The 17,752-nt window shown below is 48.5% G+C and carries 13 protein-coding genes and 2 tRNA genes; 12 read left to right on the forward strand and 3 right to left on the reverse strand.

Going from position 1 to position 17,752, the window contains the following annotated elements:
- Positions 1–182 precede the first annotated feature (182 nt).
- From SCIP_RS02745 to pyk, 7 genes are all read left to right on the forward strand, one after another.
- On the forward strand, positions 183–1,082 hold the full coding sequence (locus tag SCIP_RS02745; RefSeq protein WP_006292993.1) for a bifunctional methylenetetrahydrofolate dehydrogenase/methenyltetrahydrofolate cyclohydrolase: 900 nt from the start codon (positions 183–185) through the stop codon (positions 1,080–1,082).
- 132 nt (positions 1,083–1,214) lie between these two features.
- Positions 1,215–2,699 (forward strand): 30S ribosomal protein S1, encoded by a 1,485-nt coding sequence (gene rpsA, locus SCIP_RS02750; protein ID WP_006292994.1) that lies wholly within the window; start codon positions 1,215–1,217, stop codon positions 2,697–2,699.
- A gap of 117 nt (positions 2,700–2,816) precedes the next feature.
- Entirely contained in the window at positions 2,817–3,320 is a 504-nt protein-coding gene (locus SCIP_RS02755) for a hypothetical protein (protein WP_006292995.1), read from the forward strand.
- An 8-nt stretch (positions 3,321–3,328) separates the two neighbouring features.
- Positions 3,329–3,979 (forward strand): dephospho-CoA kinase, encoded by a 651-nt coding sequence (gene coaE, locus SCIP_RS02760; protein ID WP_006292996.1) that lies wholly within the window; start codon positions 3,329–3,331, stop codon positions 3,977–3,979.
- A 67-nt stretch (positions 3,980–4,046) separates the two neighbouring features.
- Positions 4,047–6,182 carry an excinuclease ABC subunit UvrB gene (gene uvrB, locus SCIP_RS02765; RefSeq protein ID WP_006292997.1) on the forward strand — a complete coding sequence of 712 codons (2,136 nt, stop codon included), beginning with the start codon at positions 4,047–4,049 and terminating at the stop codon, positions 6,180–6,182.
- Between the two features lie 43 nt (positions 6,183–6,225).
- A complete protein-coding gene (locus tag SCIP_RS02770; RefSeq protein WP_006292998.1) occupies positions 6,226–7,215 on the forward strand; it encodes a TerC family protein in 990 nt (329 codons plus the stop codon).
- A gap of 114 nt (positions 7,216–7,329) precedes the next feature.
- Complete coding sequence (pyk, locus tag SCIP_RS02775) at positions 7,330–8,772, forward strand: pyruvate kinase (protein WP_006292999.1); 1,443 nt, start codon at positions 7,330–7,332, stop codon at positions 8,770–8,772.
- A gap of 175 nt (positions 8,773–8,947) precedes the next feature.
- On the opposite strand, the gene SCIP_RS02780 is transcribed toward pyk, so the two are convergent.
- Together SCIP_RS02780 and SCIP_RS02785 are read right to left on the reverse strand one after the other, a co-directional pair.
- The gene (locus SCIP_RS02780) at positions 8,948–10,429 is read right to left on the reverse strand and encodes a L,D-transpeptidase family protein (protein ID WP_006293000.1); all 1,482 of its coding nucleotides are present in this window, start codon (positions 10,427–10,429) and stop codon (positions 8,948–8,950) included.
- 145 nt (positions 10,430–10,574) lie between these two features.
- Positions 10,575–11,165, reverse strand: a complete 591-nt coding sequence (locus SCIP_RS02785) for an NUDIX domain-containing protein (protein ID WP_006293001.1) — start codon at positions 11,163–11,165, stop codon at positions 10,575–10,577.
- A gap of 163 nt (positions 11,166–11,328) precedes the next feature.
- Here SCIP_RS02785 and SCIP_RS02790 point away from each other — a divergent pair.
- The 4 genes from SCIP_RS02790 to SCIP_RS02805 all read left to right on the forward strand — a co-directional run bounded on the left by SCIP_RS02790 (position 11,329) and on the right by SCIP_RS02805 (position 16,353).
- A tRNA-Leu gene (locus SCIP_RS02790) sits at positions 11,329–11,402 on the forward strand.
- Positions 11,403–11,536: 134 nt separating this feature from the next.
- On the forward strand, positions 11,537–12,253 hold the full coding sequence (locus tag SCIP_RS02795) for an ANTAR domain-containing response regulator (RefSeq protein WP_006293002.1): 717 nt from the start codon (positions 11,537–11,539) through the stop codon (positions 12,251–12,253).
- 50 nt (positions 12,254–12,303) lie between these two features.
- Positions 12,304–15,324: a DNA polymerase I gene (gene polA / locus SCIP_RS02800; RefSeq protein ID WP_081442805.1), complete on the forward strand. Its 3,021-nt coding sequence runs from the start codon at positions 12,304–12,306 to the stop codon at positions 15,322–15,324.
- Positions 15,325–15,468: 144 nt separating this feature from the next.
- Positions 15,469–16,353 (forward strand): Nif3-like dinuclear metal center hexameric protein, encoded by an 885-nt coding sequence (locus tag SCIP_RS02805; protein ID WP_006293004.1) that lies wholly within the window; start codon positions 15,469–15,471, stop codon positions 16,351–16,353.
- 90 nt (positions 16,354–16,443) lie between these two features.
- Here the strand turns inward: SCIP_RS02805 and SCIP_RS02810 are convergent.
- Positions 16,444–16,517 (reverse strand) — tRNA-Pro (locus SCIP_RS02810).
- A 111-nt stretch (positions 16,518–16,628) separates the two neighbouring features.
- Between SCIP_RS02810 and SCIP_RS02815 the strand changes: the two genes are divergently transcribed.
- Positions 16,629–17,750 (forward strand): hypothetical protein, encoded by a 1,122-nt coding sequence (locus SCIP_RS02815; protein ID WP_040590552.1) that lies wholly within the window; start codon positions 16,629–16,631, stop codon positions 17,748–17,750.
- Positions 17,751–17,752: the final 2 nt, after the last annotated feature.

The following is a 17,752-nucleotide window of genomic DNA, read 5'->3' on the forward strand; positions in this document are numbered from 1 at the left end:
GGGTAGCTCTGTCCTTATCGTTGCTGGAAACGGTGGGAAGAGGAATAGACGGGAGGATTAAAAGGATTAAACAGGAGGCGATGACGTCAGCTGTGCTTGGGGTAAGCTATGCTGAAGACAGACTTAGATAAAATACTTTCTGAACAATCTGGCTTAAGAAAACCGTGTGCAAAGGACGTATTATGGCACAAATACTTGACGGAAAAGCCGCAGCGGCTCGGATAAAGGCTGATTTGTTGCACAGGGTTCAGGAGGTAAAAAAGCATGGTTATAAACCTGGTCTGGGCACCCTTCTGGTGGGGGAAGATCCTGGATCAGTTAAGTATGTAGCTGGCAAACACAGAGATTGTCAGGAGGTAGGGATTGAGTCCCTTCGTATCGATTTGCCAGAAACGGCTAGTGCTCAGGAAGTTATTGATGCCATTGACTACTTGAACCATAATGAAGACTGTACCGGGTTTATTGTTCAGTTGCCTCTGCCGGACTCCATGGACGCTGACCGAATTATTGAACACCTGGATCCGGCTAAAGACGCAGACGGGATGCATCCATACAATCTGGGAAAGCTGGTTCTGCATACGAACGGAATCTCTGACATTCCCATGCCTTGCACGCCTCGGGGAATTCTTAGGCTCTTGAACGAATACCATAGGGACCTTCAAGGCAAGGACGTTTGCGTTGTTGGCCGGGGGATTACCATTGGCCGAACCATGGGAATGCTGCTAACTACCAGGGGAGTGGATGCAACCGTGACCCTCTGCCACTCCAAAACTCGGGATTTGGCCAGTAAAATCAGGGCAGCAGACGTGGTTATTTCAGCTATAGGACAGGCTCACTTTATTCAGCCCGATATGATTAAACCCGATTCTGTTTTGGTAGATGTGGGCGTTTCCCGAGTGTGGGATGCGAAAGCTAAAAAATGGCGAATCCAGGGCGATTTTGATCCCGCTTGCTATCCTCTCAGCTCAGCCTATACCCCTAATCCGGGAGGGGTCGGGCCTATGACAAGAGCCATGCTGCTGAGCAACGTGGTTGATATGGCTGAACGGTTGGTGGCTTCCAGAGCTTGGCCAACCTGCTGATGTGCCTTTCTTTCTGCCCTTTGGCTATGCTTTCCCCTATGATGGTTCTTTGTAACTGCGTCATTCCTTGCGAATGATCAGATACATATAACTAAATATCGATTTTATCCATTACGACAAGAAAAACAATCAATGACAGATAAGAATAAAGAAGTCGAGAAGGTAGCAATCAATGATATTGGTACCGTTGACGACTTCATCAAGGCAGTCGACTCCACCATCAAGAATTTTGATGATGGTGACCTGGTTGAGGGGACGGTAGTCAAGATCGATCGTGACGAAGTTCTCCTCGACATCGGCTACAAAACTGAAGGTGTTATTCCTTCAAAAGAACTCTCCATTAAGAAGGATGTAGATCCTGAAGATGTCGTCCAGGTTGGTGATACCATCGAGGCCCTGGTAGTGACCAAGGAAGATAAGGATGGCCGCCTCATCCTCTCCAAGAAGCGCGCACAATATGAACGTGCCTGGGGTGATGTGGAGAAAATTAAGGAAGCAGATGGTGTGGTTGAAGGCACCGTTATTGAAACCGTCAAGGGCGGTCTCATTGTTGATATTGGTCTTCGTGGCTTCCTGCCTGCATCTCTGGTTGAGATGCGCCGTGTTCGTGATCTAGCTCCTTATATTGGTCAGAGAATCCAGGCTAAGATTCTTGAACTCGACAAGAACCGCAACAACGTGGTTCTGTCCCGTCGCCAGTATCTGGAAGAAACCCAGTCCGAAGTTCGTGAGACCTTCCTGTCCCAGCTTAAGAAGGGTCAGATTCGGGAAGGTACTATCAGCTCTATCGTCAACTTTGGTGCATTCGTCGATCTTGGCGGCGTAGACGGTCTGATTCATGTTTCTGAGCTGTCATGGAAGCATATTGATCACCCGTCAGAAGTTGTTAAGGTTGGAGATAAGGTCACCGTTGAGGTTCTTGATGTGGATCTCGACCGGGAGCGCATTTCCCTCTCTCTGAAATCCACCCAGGAAGACCCCTGGCAGCGGTTTGCCCGCACTCATGTTCCCGGACAGATTGTCAAGGGCAAGGTTACCAAGATTGTCCAGTTTGGTGTCTTTGTATCCGTGGACGATGGCATTGAAGGCCTGATCCATATTTCTGAATTGGCTAACCGGCATGTGGATAATCCTGAGACTGTGGTTAAGCCAGGTGAAGAAGTCTTCGTCAAGGTTATTGATGTGGATCTCGACCGCCGCCGTATTTCCCTCTCCCTCAAGCAGGCCAATGATTCCGTTGATCCTACCTCTGAGGACTTCGATCCAGCTCTATATGGTATGCCGGCTGAATATGATGAGAACGGCAACTATAAGTATCCTGAAGGATTCGATCCTGAAACTAATGAGTGGATTGAAGGCTATGAGAAGCAGCGCGAAGAGTGGGAATCTCAGTATGCTGCAGCTCATGATCTATGGGAAGAGCATAAGGCTTTTGCTACCAAGGAACTCGAAAACGCAGCAGCTTCTGCGGCAGAGGACGGACAGGCTCCTGCTGCCGAACCCCATAGGGAAGAAGAAGCTACTACTACCTATTCCTCCACTGAGAAAGCTGAAGGTACTCTTGCTGCTGACGATCAGCTTGCCGCCCTGCGCGAGCAGCTGCTCAACGAACAATAAGAGGCGTGAACAGCAACTTCAACAGCAAAGAGCATGCTCCTTGCCAGAAAGCGACAGAGCATAAGTATGAGGCGGATCCGGTACATCCGGGTCCGCCTCATTTCGTAAGATAATCTTATGGAAACACAAAATGGAGAGAGACTGCGGACAGCAGTGACCTACCGCCAGCGTCATGATTTTATTGTTTTCACTGTGGTTATGTTTATTGTTGGAGCTTTTACCTACCTACCTCTGGGGATATGGTCGGCTTGCACTGCCGAAAATCATAATCCGGCAGGTGTTATAATCGGCGTCTTCTTTAGTGGGGGCTACCTGCTGTTTAGTATTCTTACAGGTCTTATTATTACCACTAGATGGGTTTCGACCTTAAGCTACCGATCCAAAATTATTATTATTGTTTTCTTTCTCGTTCCTCTTATTATGGTTATGGCTGGTATATATTACAGTATTCCTTACTGGTTTTATAACCTTAATCAGTACAGGCGCATGAAGAAGGAAAGATCTATGAAGTGTGGATTCCGCAGTGAGGTATTCCAAGGGAATGACTCCTCTGGTAATTCCTCTGCTGAGGGAACAGACAAGGACAAACCTCAAGAATCAGGTCAGACCAAAGAAGGATAAGATGGATTATGGTTCGTGTAGGTCTGACCGGTGGCATCGCAGCTGGTAAATCAACCATCAGTGCCCATTGCCGACAAAGGGGAATCCGGGTGATTGATTATGATCAGCTGGCTAGAGATGTCACAGAGCCGGGGAGTGCAGGCCTTTCTGCTCTTATTGGTTTATTCGGTAATGATATACTCTTACCTGATGGTTCTTTGAATAGGAAATGGATGGCGGAGCATGTCTTCGCAGGTGACCATGCTCAGGAAAACCGCCATAAGCTGGAGTCGGTTATTCATCCCCTTATTTTTCAGCGGGCTCGCATGCTCGACAGGCAGTGGAGCTCCTCTTCTCCTCAGCAAAGCATAATTATTCATGATATTCCCTTGCTGGTCGAGTCACTTCCTGAATTGAAGAAATATAATATTGCTCCTGACTATGTCATAACTGTTGAAGCCGATGATCAGACCCGAATTAACCGTATGGTGCAGACCCGTGGTATGAGCCGCCGTCAGGCTGAGGAACGGATTCAGGCCCAGCTGCCTCAAAAAGTGCGCCGAGAGTGTGCTGATTACTGTATCTCCTCTGACCAGCCTCTGGACCGCATGGTAGCAGATTGTGACCGAATTCTTGATTCGATCCGCGGTCGGCAGGGGAAATGTTCAGTCCGGGAATAATTTTTTGATTTTTTCGATACCGACTGATACAACGACACTATAGCAGGATTCTATAGGAATGGAACAGATGTCACACCTAGCAGATGAAAAACAGACCTTAGACCAGCTCATACACCGGGAGAACAAGCCTTTTGTGGTCAAGTCCCCCTACAAGCCTTCAGGAGATCAGCCCCAGGCTATTGAAGAGCTGGCGGAACGCCTGAACAGCGGCGAAAGTGACGTGGTTCTCATGGGGGCTACCGGTACCGGCAAAACCGCGACAACTGCCTGGCTGATCGAGAAGTTGCAGAGACCCACTCTGATTTTGGAACCCAACAAAACCCTGGCTGCACAGTTATGTGCCGAGTTTCGTGAACTTATGCCGGACAATGCAGTTTCTTACTTTGTATCGTATTATGATTACTATCAGCCTGAAGCCTATGTTCCCCAAACTGATACCTTTATTGAGAAAGATTCATCCATCAACGATGATGTGGAACGTCTGCGCCATGCGGCAACGGCCAATCTTTTGACCCGCCGGGATACGGTGGTAGTATCTACCGTTTCCTGTATTTATGGTCTGGGAACTCCTGAAGAGTATGCGTCGCAGATGCTCTTTTTACACGAAGGTGATGAAATCAATCGGGATGATCTGTTGAGAACCTTCGTTAAGATGCAGTATAAACGCAATGATATTGCTTTTACCCGGGGAACCTTTAGGGTCAGGGGGGACACGGTGGAGATAATCCCTGTGTATGAGGAACTTGCTATCCGGATTGAATTTTTTGGCGATGAAATTGATTCGATTTCTACCCTTCATCCCCTGACCGGGGATCTGATAGATCATGTGACCAGTATCCATATTTTTCCTGCAACCCACTATGTTGCAGGTCCCGACCGCTTGAACAGGGCTTTGAAAACTATCAAGGAAGAGATGGATCAGCGGGTTGCTGAGTTTAAGAAACAAAATAAGCTTTTGGAGGCGCAGCGGCTGGAAATGCGCACTACCTATGATCTGGAGATGCTTTCTCAAATTGGCACCTGCCCGGGGGTGGAAAATTATTCCCGTCATTTTGACGGGCGCCAGCCTGGCAGCCCTCCCCATACTCTATTGGATTTCTTCCCCGATGATTTTCTTCTGGTGATTGATGAGTCCCATCAAACCGTTCCCCAGATTGGGGCTATGTATGAGGGAGACGCCTCCCGTAAGAGAACTTTGGTTGAGTATGGTTTCCGCCTGCCCAGTGCTATGGATAACCGGCCTTTGAAGTGGGATGAATTTGAGCAGCACATTGGTCAGACTGTTTATCTGTCGGCAACCCCCGGCGATTATGAGCTCGGCTTGTCTGATGGGGTAGTAGAACAAATTATTCGTCCAACCGGCCTGGTGGATCCTCGAGTTGAGGTAAGGCCGGTGGAAGGACAGATAGATGATCTTTTAGGAGAAATCAAGGATCGGGTTGCTAAAAATGAAAGGGTCCTGGTTACTACTCTGACTAAGAAAATGGCCGAAGATTTAACTGATTATCTGCTGGATAGGGAAATCAAGGTAGAATATTTGCATTCCGATGTCGATACCTTGCGCCGGGTTGAGCTTCTTAGGCAGCTGCGTGAAGGGACGATCGATGTAATTGTGGGTATCAACCTCCTGAGGGAGGGGCTGGATCTGCCGGAAGTTTCCCTGGTCGCTATCCTGGACGCGGACAAGGAAGGCTTCCTGCGCTCCTATCGATCTCTGATCCAGACCATAGGCCGTGCAGCCCGTAACGTGTCGGGTACGGTTATCATGTATGCTGATAAAGAAACCGAGGCTATGAGCCAGGCAATTACAGAAACTAATCGTCGCCGGGAAGTTCAGATCGCTTATAATACCAAGCATCATGTGGACCCTCAGCCCCTGATCAAGAAGATCAGCGATGTGAATGATATGCTGGCTAAAGAAGATGTGGATACCCAGACATTACTGGACACCGGGTATCGCAATTCCGGCAAGGCAGGTAATTCTCATCTGGGTGTGCCTAAACTGGACAGGGATAAAGCCTTCAAAAACCGCAAGCAGCTGATTGATGCCGGTCTGCCTGCACAGGATTTAGCTGATCTGATTCGGCAGTTGAGCGATCAAATGCATACAGCCGCTGAACAGCTCCAGTTCGAGCTGGCCGCCCGTTTACGGGATGAAATCCGTGATTTGAAAAAGGAACTGCGGCAGATGACCCAGATGTAGTGGCTTGCTTTCCCGGTCAGCACTTCCTCTTAAGCTGGACACTATGCATGAAACCCCTGTAATCTTTATGGTCGTAACCCTGCTGGTCTTGGCCATCTTCTTTGTGGTGGATCTCTTTATAGTCGGCCGCAAGCCACATGTACCCACCACCAAAGAATGTTTGCAGCATATTGGCTTCTTTGTGGCTGCTGCTTTGATTTTTGGGGCTATTATGTGGGCGGTAGCCGGATCCAAACCGGCAATTGAGTTTTATTCAGGATGGTTGACTGAATACTCACTGAGCGTGGACAATCTCTTCGTCTTTGTAATTATTATGTCAAACTTTGCTGTTCCCAAAAAGTTGCAAAAGTTTGTTCTCAGCGTGGGCATTACCCTGGCCCTCATTTTGCGAGGAATTTTTATTCTCCTGGGGGCAGCTATTATCACTCGTTTCACATGGGTATTTTTCATTTTTGGTGCCTTCCTAATTTATACGGCTTTTTCCCTGGTCAAGGGTGACGATGGGGACGATGATTACAAGGAGAATAAACTCATCACCCTTCTGAGGAAAGTCATGAAAATCTCCGATGAGTACGACGGTGAGAAGTTGAGGGTTGTAAAAGACGGAGTCAAGTATTTTACCCCTATGCTTATTGTTTTCGTTGCTATCGGCACTACTGATGTTATGTTTGCCTTCGACTCTATACCTGCGATTTTTGGTCTGACCAAGGACCCCTTTATTGTTTTTACCTCAAACGTTTTTGCCCTTTTAGGCCTGCAGCAACTCTATTTCCTTCTGGGTGCCCTGCTCGACAAGCTGGTTTATCTTCCCTATGGCCTTGCCCTGGTCCTGGGCTTTATTGGAGTCAAACTGGTAATGGAGGCCCTTCATAGCAATACTTTGCCCTTTATTAATTCAGGCAAGGGGATAAGCTCAGTTCCTGAAATCCCTACCTGGGTTTCTCTCATAGTCATCATTGTCTCCCTGGGCACGGCTTCTATAGCCAGTGTCCTAAAGATGCGCAGCCTGCAGGCAAAGGAATCAAACAGATAGGAAATCTGACAGGGAAGAAACGTAGTTGGACAGCGTCATTGCTTGCGGTTAAAATGAGTGTGTTGTGAATACGGGACTTCCCCGTTCCATTTAATAGAAAATAGGTAGGCATTCATGCGCAAAGCTAAGATTGTTGATACTATCGGGCCGGCTTCCTCATCTCTGGAAACCTTGACCGAGCTCGTCAAGGCTGGGATGAACGTCGCTCGAATCAATCGTTCTCACGGAACTTTTGAAGAGCACGTGGCCATTTATAACAACATTCGTCAGGCTGGCAAAGCAGCTGGAAAGAATGTTGCTGTCCTGGTGGATCTGCAGGGACCAAAGATTCGTTGTGGCTGGATTGAAAAGAATGAGCAGGGCGAAGACAAGGTTCAGCTTGATAAGGGCCAGGAATTCGTTATTACCACTGATGATATTACCGGCACTAAAGACCGTGTGTCCACCACATTCAAGGGCCTGCCGGCTGACTGCCATCCCGGAGATCCAATCCTCATCGATGATGGTAAGGTTCGTCTGGAAGTCACCAAGGTTGAGGGTAATGACGTACATACCAAGGTGATTGTTGCTGGTCCGGTATCCTCTCATAAGGGGATTAACCTTCCTGGCGTTGCTGTTTCCATCCCTGCTCTGACTGAGAAGGATGAGGAAGATCTGCGCTGGGGTATTCGGACCGGTGCCGATGTTATTGCTATGTCTTTCGTTCGCTTCGCATCCGACATAGATCGGGCTCATGAAATTATGGACGAAGAGGGACGTCGCGTTCCTGTTATTGCCAAGATTGAGAAGCCTCAGGCTGTTGAAAATCTGGAAGAAATTGTCAAGGCTTTCGACGGCATTATGGTTGCCCGCGGTGATATGGCCGTGGAGATGCCTTTTGAGGAAGTGCCTCTGATTACCAAGCGCTGCATTGAGCTCTCTCGCAGCTACGGCAAGCCGGTCATTGTAGCTACAGAGGTTCTGGGATCAATGGTTCACAGCCCAATTCCTTCTCGTGCTGAAGCTTCCGACTGCGCTAATGCTGTTCTTGATGGTGCCGATGCAACCATGACTTCCAATGAGACCGCAGTGGGTGATTATCCTGTGGTAACTGTTGAGACCATGAATCGCGTCTCTTCCTATGCTACTGAGCATGGCTACGACCGGATTCCTCCTATTAAGGATGAGAAATTCACCGTTTCTTCTGCTGTTGCTCATTCTGCTGTAGAGCTGGCTTCGAAGTTGGGTGTCAAGGCCATTGCCGCCTTTACACAGACTGGTGCTACTGTTCACCGTATTTCTGCTGAGCGTCCTCAGGCACCGATTTACGGGTTGACCGCCAATGAGCACACCAAGTGCTTCCTGGGCATGAGCTGGGGCACCGAAGGCATTACCGTTGACACTGATTATCATGGTCTCAACCGTGCTGACCTGATGAAGCTGGTTGACAAGACTCTTAAGGATAACGGCAAGGTAGCTGATGGCGATACCATTGTTGTCGTTTCCTGTTCTCCTGTCGCGACTAAGGCTGGATCCACTGATTCCATCTACGTTCATGTGGTTGGTCAGACTGACTGAGACCTTTTAAGCGGATAGAATCCACGATAGGGAAAAAGAAGAGCCCGAATTGAGGAATCCGGGCTCTTCTAGTATTCTGCTCTATTCTAATATCTTCTGATAAGATCTCCTGGCAGATAATTTTATTTTTATTCTTATTCTTCTTTTATACTTTTTATATTTATATTTTGCTTATTTACCCTCTTACCGCCTTAGTTGGGGTAGAGCCAGTAATCTTAACCATTGCCTTCATGGGGAGGAAATCATAAAGCCATTTGGCATCCTGGGGGTTCATATTGACGCATCCGTGAGACATGGGACGTCCCTGAGCAATTCCACTTTGGTTCCATGGTGCAGCATGGAAACCCTCGCCACCATGGAAATAGCTAATCCACTTGACATTAGGAGTGACATAATCCTTGCCCCGCATAGTCTGCGTATTCAATTTAATATAAACGGTATAAGTACCTGGATGCGTTGGGGTGGAAGGTTTTCCTGTAGAAACATTGAAAGTCTTCTTTAGAGTAGTTCCACTGTATGCGTATGCCTTCTGCTCACTCAGATTGACTAGGGCCCAAGGATCCCCGTCAGGGATATCATACCGATAGACAACAGTGCTCTTGGTAGAGTACGCCTTAGTCTGTACCGGTGCAGTTATGACAGCATTACGGCCTGCTTTCAGAGCTGCCACAACCTGACTGGCAGGCTGGGAAGTGTCAGTTACGGTTATTCCGTTGATTCCCTTGACTTGCACGGCAACCAGGCGATTCTTATGATCAATAGTCTGCTGCTGATTAACCAGAGTCTGATTCAGATTTTGGGGGAGAACTGTCTTTAAACTTGAATAGACAGCGTCATAATCATAAGATAGAGTCATCGTTTTCGTCTGTTTATCGCTGGAAAAAGTCATCCAGGAAGCAATGAGAGAAGAAGGAATAGTATATGACTTGGTTGACCCGTTGGAAATCTTTATGATTGTGGATAGGCGGGCGTTGGCAGCGGCAGCGGCTGCTACCGCCTGAGAATCAGAGATTGCCGGCTGCATGAGGCGCACTTGTGCTTTTGCCTTTTGAGTATGCCCAGGCTGAGACAAGGCTTTGGACACTGCTGACCGGACTGAATCCAGAACAACAGATTTGCCGCTTTTCCCAGGCCGCACAATAAATTTCGCCTGTGATTGGCTGTAGATTACCTGAGGCTCCTGGGCTCCGGTACTGTTGCCTACAAAAGTCTTATCAAGATAGTTCTGCATGACTGTCTCGTCTGTGGTGGCCGACAAGGTAAGTTTTTGCAAAGCAGCAGGGCTGAATCGCTCAAAATCAGACTTATCGCGTTTAGCATCAACAGCGGTCTGGGCAGTTTTGTTGATTTTTACCCTTACCCCTAGATCATCAAGACTTACCAGATGTTTTTTCCCATCGGTACCGGTGATGGAGATAATAGTTTTCTCCTTCAGCTGAGAAACAAGTTTTTCGACCTCTGCCTGAGTCTTACCTGTCAAACTGGTCTGTCCCAGACTGACTCCAGGAGCTACCCGATCCTGGAAAAAACGGTAGGCGGCAAACGTCCCTCCGCCCACGGTAAGAATAAGGGCAAGAACTACAAAAAAGACAACAAGTCTGGCTTTTCCTTTTTTTCTCGCCTTAGACTTGTTCTTGCCATGCTGAGAACCAATCATAAAAAGCAGATTACACCATAACGCTTACAAAATCGCAAAAATTCAAGAGAAAGAAGGGGACCCCGGCTCCTGACAAAGCACCTGACAAAGAATGGGAAAACGTCACTGGTGCACAAGCTCTCTGATAGGGCTTGCTGGGCTCTTTCTACGCCGCGTGCCGGCGAGTATATTCGTTGAGAATGCCAATGATAGACTTAGCATCTACAATGGTCCCATTCAGGGCGAGCTCGTAGGCTTTGGTCAAAGGAATAACCCGGGCAGAAGAAGACGGTGATTCAGGTCCCAAAGTTCCCCGCTGAACCTGAGTCAGACCTGTAGCCCGGTAAATGATGGTGTGCTGGGTGGAAAAACTGGGAGTATTTACAAAGCGAACTACTGGAGAATATTGACTGGCCTGATAGCCGGCTTCCTCTTCAAGTTTGAGTTCTGCCACCTCTTCCGGTTTTTGGTCCTTATTGGTAGCATGACCTGCAGGAAGCTCCAGGGTCCAGGAATGGTTCGGTACCCTATACTGCTCAATCAGAATGACCTCTTCTTTGTCCGTGATAGGCAGGACGCAAATGGTATCTCCATCATTTTCTCGAAGAATATAGCGCTCAAAGTGTCCAATATCGGTGCTGAACAAATCTACCCGATCGATGTCGAAATAGTGAGTTTCAAGGATTTCCTCACGCTTTTCCTCACGAATTGGTGCTGCACGCCAGGGATCAAATTCACGATAGGTTTTGTCTGCCATTACCTACTCCTTTAGGGGTCATTATTTTTCTCCTCTTCCCCTCGCCGAAAGTGGGGAAGCTGCTGCTTTAATTGTAACCTCGCAGGCCAGGAACCGCTTGGGTGTGTCGGTCGTTGATTTGTAGTACACTCATTTCTGTTGTGCGAAACCTTTCGCATCTGATGCCTCGGTATCCCAATTGGTAGAGGAAACAGCCTCAAAATCTGTGCAGTGTGGGTTCGAGTCCCACCCGAGGCACGCATATGTGTGTGTGATTATAGGATAAGGAAGTTTTCCTGACTGTGACCATATATACATGAATAAGTGAAATGGTGTTCGCTCAGCGTGGAGAGACTCATCGATGGTCCTTCCACCAGGAAGGCAGAATAGTTATGGTAACTGATAAAGATACAGATACAGATGCGACAGGCGGGGACAAGCTTCCTACTGTCGTCGTGGCCGAAGACGAAGCCCTCAATAGGTTGGATATTATTGAAGCCCTTAATGAGAACGGTTATAGGGTCATAGGCGAAGCAGCAAATGGTCAGGAAGCTGTGGACAAGGTTCGTCAGCTTAAACCTGATCTGGTAGTTATGGATATTAAAATGCCGGAGAAAGACGGAATTACTGCTGCCCGCGAGATTAACCAGGATTTTCTGGCTCCTGTGGTTATGCTGACGGCTTTCTCTCAAAAAGATTTGGTGGCAGAAGCCGTAGACGCCGGCGTCATGGCTTATGTGGTCAAGCCTTTTGTCCCTGAGCGTCTTTTCCCTGCGCTGGCGGTAGCACAGGAGCGTTTCAAGCAGATGAGGTCCCTGAGAGAACACATTGATCAGATGCCGGCTCTTGATACAGAAGCGCCTTCGGCTGATAGTAAAGCCGCTGCAGACAAGGAAATTCAAGAACTTCGCAATCAGGTTGATGAATTGAAGAATCGTTTGGAAAGCCGGAAGCATGTGGATAAGGCTAAGGGTCTGCTCATGCAGCATATGGGTCTGACCGAGCAGGAGGCCTTCCGCTGGATTCAGAAAACGTCTATGGACAGGCGTTTAACCATGATGGAAGTAGCTGATGCTGTCGTTCAGCAAATTGAGGGCAGCAGGGAGTAGTTTTTCGGCTGGCTGCTGTATTTTATGGCTGAGCTCGTAGAATGGAGAGCATGGCTGAACAAAATTCTGCGACTCATTCATCCTCATTGTCAACCTCATCGTCATCTGGTTCTGCCGGGCAATCTGACAGGCGGCTGCTGGTGGTTGACGGCCATTCTTTGGCTTTCAGGGCTTATTTTGCCCTGCCCGCTGACAGTTTTTCTACTTCTGATGGTCAGGTTACCAATGCTGTCTACGGTTTTACAACCATGCTTGCCCAGGTTTTGCGTGATGAAAAGCCCAGTCATGTTGCTATAGCTTTTGATGTGAAAGGCGGAACTTTCCGTAACCGGATGCTTCCTCAGTATAAAGGAACCAGGGACGCTGCTCCGGAAGATCTTTTGTCTCAGCTTCCTCTAATTCAGCAGGTTCTGTCTGCCTTAGATATCAGCTTTGTAGAGAAGGAAGGATTTGAAGGGGACGATATTATTGCTACCCTGGCAACTATGGGGGAGAAAGCTGGATATGAAACTTTCGTCCTATCAGGAGACAGGGATGCTTTTCAGCTGGTGGATCAGTCCATCACCGTCCTGTACCCGGGGCATCATTTTAAAGATTTAAAGCACATGACTCCTCAGGCTGTATTTGACAAATATAAGGTGTGGCCTAATCAGTATCCCGATTTGGCCGCTATGAGAGGAGAGCAGGCGGACAATATTCCGGGAGTTCCCGGGGTAGGCGATGGCTATGCGGCGAAGTGGATCAATGAGTTTGGCAGCCTGCAGGAGATTATTGACCATGCTGATCAGATTTCGGGGAAAAAGGGTCAGGCTTTGAGAGACAATGTCGATCAGGTTCGTTTGAACCGCCGGGTTAATGCTTTGGTCAGAGATGTGGATTTGCCTGTCAGTCTTGATGACTTTATTCTGCATGAGCCTAATATCGAGAAAGTAAATGAGGTTTTCTCCTCCCTCCAGTTTGGAAAGAATACTAAAACACGAATTCTTACCGCCATGGCGATTGCCGAGGGCAGGGATGAGAAAGCTGCGGCTGTTGCTGCGTCTGGTCTCAAGGCACCAGTTTCTTCCTCTGTCTATACTTTCAGCGACGGGACGGAAGACATCAATCCTGCCAACAGTGAAGTGATTGACCCGCAGATCCAGACCCTGCCATCCTCTTCTGATAAGCGCAGCCAGGTTATTAATGATTTCTTGTCGAAGAGACTGGTAGACAGCGTGACATCAACAATTCTGACCGACAACCGCCAGAAGACAGAAGGACGTGTATGGGTGCTTTCGGCCCGTGGAGAAGTAGACAGGGGGACCGGCCACCTGCGCTCCCTGTCTGTCATGACTGACCAGGGTCAGGCTTTGGTTTTGCAGGAAGCGGATTTGCATAATTCACAGGTAATCCAGGCCTTGGGATCAGCCATCAAGTCCTTCTGCGGACAGCTCGTGGTTCATGATTTTAAGAGGCTGATTCATCTTCTCACTTCCATCCTTCCTGAAATCAGCGCCGACAGGACTCTTCTTCCCCTGTCTGATACTCGTTTGGAAGGATACCTGGTTCAGCCCGATGCTACAGCAAAAATCGAGACAGCAGCTCAATATGCTCAGTATTTCCTGCATCTGGAAACTGAAGAAAATCCGCAGCCTCACCCTCAGCAGGGAGCCCTGGATCTGGGGAATGATTCAGATTTATCCAGTCAGGGATCTAATGAAGACAATCAGCCCGACCAGGAAGATCAGGCTGCCCAGGCACGTCGTGATGCTCGTGATGCCAAAGAGTGTGCCTATATTCTCGCTCTCCATCAGCTTTTCTACCCGGTGTTGGAGAAGAGACAGGAAATCAGCCTGCTGAAAGACATTGAGCTTCCGGTTTCTACTGTTCTTGCCCGGATGGAACTTACTGGAGCAGGAGTAGATTACAGCCGGTTGAGGAATATGTACGATTCTTTCGCTGCCCAGGCTGCCCAAGCTGAGCATATAGCATGGGACCAGGCAGGCAAACAGATCAACCTACAAAGTCCTAAGCAGCTCCAGGCAGTCCTTTTTGATGATATGGGGCTGGAGCCAACCCGTAAGACCAAAAGCGGGGGAAGAACCACCAACGCGGCAGCCCTGCAGGAACTGTACATCCGGTCTGTCCACAACGAAAGAGCCAATACTTTTCTGGGAGCTCTTCTGCGCCACAGGGAAGTCAACAAGCTTAAACAAATTGTTCAAACCTTAATGGATTCAGTGAATACGTCTGATGGCCGTATTCATACTACTTTTGAGCAGACAGTTGCTGCCACTGGCCGGTTGAGTTCTACCGATCCTAATCTGCAGAATATTCCCAATCGAAACGTGGAAGGCAGGGAGATTCGGGCGGCTTTCGTTCCCTCTGATGGATATCTGTCTTTGCTCAGTTCCGATTATTCTCAGGTTGAGCTTAGGCTCATGGCTCACCTATCAGGAGATGAAGCCCTGATTGAAGCTTTCCGGTCCGGGGCTGATTTCCATAAGTATGTGGCATCCCTGGTCTATCAGGTTCCCCTTGATCAGATAACTCCCGATCAGCGCAGCCATATTAAGGCTATGAGCTACGGTCTGGCATATGGGCTCAGCACCTACGGTCTGGCTCAGCAGCTGGGGATTTCTCCTGCTCAGAGCGACCAGCTTAAGGCCAAGTATTTCTCTACTTTCGGCAAGGTTCATGATTACCTGGAATCCCTGGTTTCGCAGGCAAAGAAGAGGGGATATACCACCACTATGTTCGGCCGCCGTCGCTATTTTCCTGATCTGCTTTCCAGCCGCAGACAACTGCGGGATGCAGCGCAGAGAGCTGCTTTGAATGCCCCGATTCAGGGATCTGCCGCAGATATTATGAAAATAGCCATGAATAAGGCGGCCACCAGCTTAGACGAGGCTGGGGTGAAGAGCCGCATCATTCTGCAAATTCATGATGAACTGGTAGTGGAACTGGCTTCCGGAGAAGAGGAGGAAGTGACTGCTCTGGTGAAAAATGCCATGGAAGAAGCTGTGGAACTGGCTGTGCCTCTTGACGTATCTACCGGCATAGGTTCTGATTGGCAGCTGGCAGCTCACTGATACTCTGTAGCCCGACAGGCAATAAAAAAGAATTAAAATGATAGATATTCTGAAAACTGGTAAGCAGGAGACAGCATGAGTGACAAAAAAGTGGGGAAGGCAGATTCAGGTTCTGCCCTTGGCGGCGACCAGGCCGATCATACTCTGGACCAGGCTGGTCTTACTCTTGGGCAGACCGTATCAGTTTTGGAGGAGCTTTACCCCCTTACATACGCAGAATCCTGGGATCAGCCCGGTTTGATTGTTGGCGACCTGCGCTGGAAAGTCAGGACTATCTACTGTGCCGTGGACCCAACATATGAGGTTATCCAGGATGCTCTGATGCACAAGGCTGACCTGCTTATTACCCATCACCCCCTCTTTTTCCAGGCAGTTCACACGGTAGGAGGGCAGGGGTTCAGAGGTGATCTGGTTCGCATGCTGATCGAGGCTCACTGTGGGCTCTGGGTTGGTCATACCAATGTCGATGTGGCTGTCCGCGGCCAGGGTCAGGCTTTTGTGGAGAAATTGGGGCTGATTGATCAGGGGCCTTTGGAACCTGTGGATGATCCGGAAGCAACCAGTCTGATTGGTTTAGGCAGACTGGGCCGGCTGAAAGAAACAGAAAGCTTGGAAAGCTTCGCCCACCGGGTAGCTTCCTGCTTACCTGAGACAGAAGTGGGAATCACGGTCGCTGGAGATAAGGATATGCCTGTTAACCTGGTTGCTGTCCTGCCAGGGTCAGGAGATTCCCTGATAGGAAAGGCTGTGGAATCGGGGGCAGATGTTTATGTAACCAGCGATTTGCGCCATCACCCGGTTACTGATGCTTGCCAGCAAGCCAGGTATGCAGCCCGTCTGTCAGGCCAGGATTCTTTTCCCCGGCCGGCATTTATCAATACTCCTCACTCAGCCATTGAAAAACTGTGGCTGTCTGTATACGGAATTCATGATATTCCTGATGCCCTGGCCTGTAAATTCGGGGAAGAGAACCGACCTGACATGATACTGACTAAACTGGTGACCGATCCCTGGACCTGGAGAATATGAGATCTAGCTGCCTGCTAGCCTATTAGGTGCCTATTAGGTGCCCATGCTAGTTGTCTGTGATTGTGGGAAGAGAAATAAAAAGATAAAAAGTCGGGCTGGCGGGATTTGAACCCACGACATCCTGCACCCAAAGCAGGCGCGCTACCAAGCTGCGCTACAGCCCGAACTGGGAATTGCCCGCCGTGTGCAGGCAACCATTACAGTATAACCCTATGACTCGAACGACATGCGGTTACCTGGAAGAGTCGGGCAGACACCCTAATAGACTACAAAGCATGGGACAAAACCAAAAGGCAGAGAATTCCGGATTAGTTATGGGGCTTTTCTGTATGTTCTTTTCTTCCCTTATTATGTCAATTTATACAGATCTGGCTTCACCTATCTGGCTGGTTGCTGCCCGTCGGCGGATGATTGGAGCAGCTATTGTTGCTGCTTTCAGCAGCCTGTCTTTTGTTATTGGCTATGCCCGCCATTCGCATTCCTGGGTTTTGCGCCAAGGATGGTGGATACCCCTGAGACGTTTTGTGGAGATTATCTCTTTGACTGTGGTTTATGCCACGACTTTCTTCTTCATTGTTTTGGCTGCATTAACTGTGGTTGCGTATGTTTTTGGCTCACAGTTTAGTCAGTATCTGATCTGGCTGGTTGGTGGTTTTGCTGCCGTTGGAGCTTATATTACCTATGTTCAGGCCAACCAGCTCAGTGCCAAGACGGTTGCTTCCCTCCTGCCCTTTTTTGTGATTTCCGGAGTTACTACTGCAGGTTCTATGTCTGATGATCATGATTGGTGGCGTAATAATTTTTCTCAGTTGGGGGATAGAACTACCTTTGCTGCCTCGCTTTTTAATTATACCATCGTCATGGCGGGAATTTGTATAATTATTATTAGCTATTTTTCTGTGTCTGAGATGATCACATATTATCGGCTGACAATAAATAATAACCGAAAACCGATTAAGCATTTTATTCGCCGCATGCTTCTCCTTTTCCTTCTCTTGCTCTTATCTGCTCTTTGTTTTTTGGGAGTAGGCCTCTTCCGCTATACTCCCCATCCTGTTCTGCATAATATTTGTGCCCGTGGCATTGCTCTGCCTTTGACCCTGCTCATGGTCCTCCTGCCCTGGTTGGCACCCCAACTATCCCGGGCTATGTATTTGGTTTCGGATTTGATTATTGTTATTATTGCTGCAAGGGGGATTTCCTGGGTCCTGGGATATACTTCCTTAACCAATGTGGAAGCTCTGGCAGTTTTCCTTTTTATGGCCTGGTTTATTATTTTCTCTCGACAGATTGGGGCCATGGAGACAGATCGGGTTCAGCAGGAAGAACTGTCACTACTCGTACCGGCCTCAGAACAGCCAGCACGCACAGAGTCTCGCATAAATCCGGAGATTTAAGC

Origin of the sequence: Scardovia inopinata JCM 12537, assembly GCF_001042695.1 — a bacterium.
Taxonomy (GTDB): domain Bacteria; phylum Actinomycetota; class Actinomycetes; order Actinomycetales; family Bifidobacteriaceae; genus Scardovia; species Scardovia inopinata.

What these genes read in the sequence shown, in the direction of transcription:
- SCIP_RS02745 (WP_006292993.1), top strand. Translation starts at nt 183, where the DNA reads ATGGCACAAATACTTGACGGAAAAGCCGCAGCGGCTCGGATAAAGGCT.
- rpsA (WP_006292994.1), top strand. Translation starts at nt 1,215, where the DNA reads ATGACAGATAAGAATAAAGAAGTCGAGAAGGTAGCAATCAATGATATT.
- SCIP_RS02755 (WP_006292995.1), top strand. Translation starts at nt 2,817, where the DNA reads ATGGAAACACAAAATGGAGAGAGACTGCGGACAGCAGTGACCTACCGC.
- coaE (WP_006292996.1), top strand. Translation starts at nt 3,329, where the DNA reads ATGGTTCGTGTAGGTCTGACCGGTGGCATCGCAGCTGGTAAATCAACC.
- uvrB (WP_006292997.1), top strand. Translation starts at nt 4,047, where the DNA reads ATGTCACACCTAGCAGATGAAAAACAGACCTTAGACCAGCTCATACAC.
- SCIP_RS02770 (WP_006292998.1), top strand. Translation starts at nt 6,226, where the DNA reads ATGCATGAAACCCCTGTAATCTTTATGGTCGTAACCCTGCTGGTCTTG.
- pyk (WP_006292999.1), top strand. Translation starts at nt 7,330, where the DNA reads ATGCGCAAAGCTAAGATTGTTGATACTATCGGGCCGGCTTCCTCATCT.
- SCIP_RS02780 (WP_006293000.1), bottom strand. Translation starts at nt 10,429, where the DNA reads ATGATTGGTTCTCAGCATGGCAAGAACAAGTCTAAGGCGAGAAAAAAA.
- SCIP_RS02785 (WP_006293001.1), bottom strand. Translation starts at nt 11,165, where the DNA reads ATGGCAGACAAAACCTATCGTGAATTTGATCCCTGGCGTGCAGCACCA.
- SCIP_RS02795 (WP_006293002.1), top strand. Translation starts at nt 11,537, where the DNA reads ATGGTAACTGATAAAGATACAGATACAGATGCGACAGGCGGGGACAAG.
- polA (WP_081442805.1), top strand. Translation starts at nt 12,304, where the DNA reads ATGGCTGAACAAAATTCTGCGACTCATTCATCCTCATTGTCAACCTCA.
- SCIP_RS02815 (WP_040590552.1), top strand. Translation starts at nt 16,629, where the DNA reads ATGGGACAAAACCAAAAGGCAGAGAATTCCGGATTAGTTATGGGGCTT.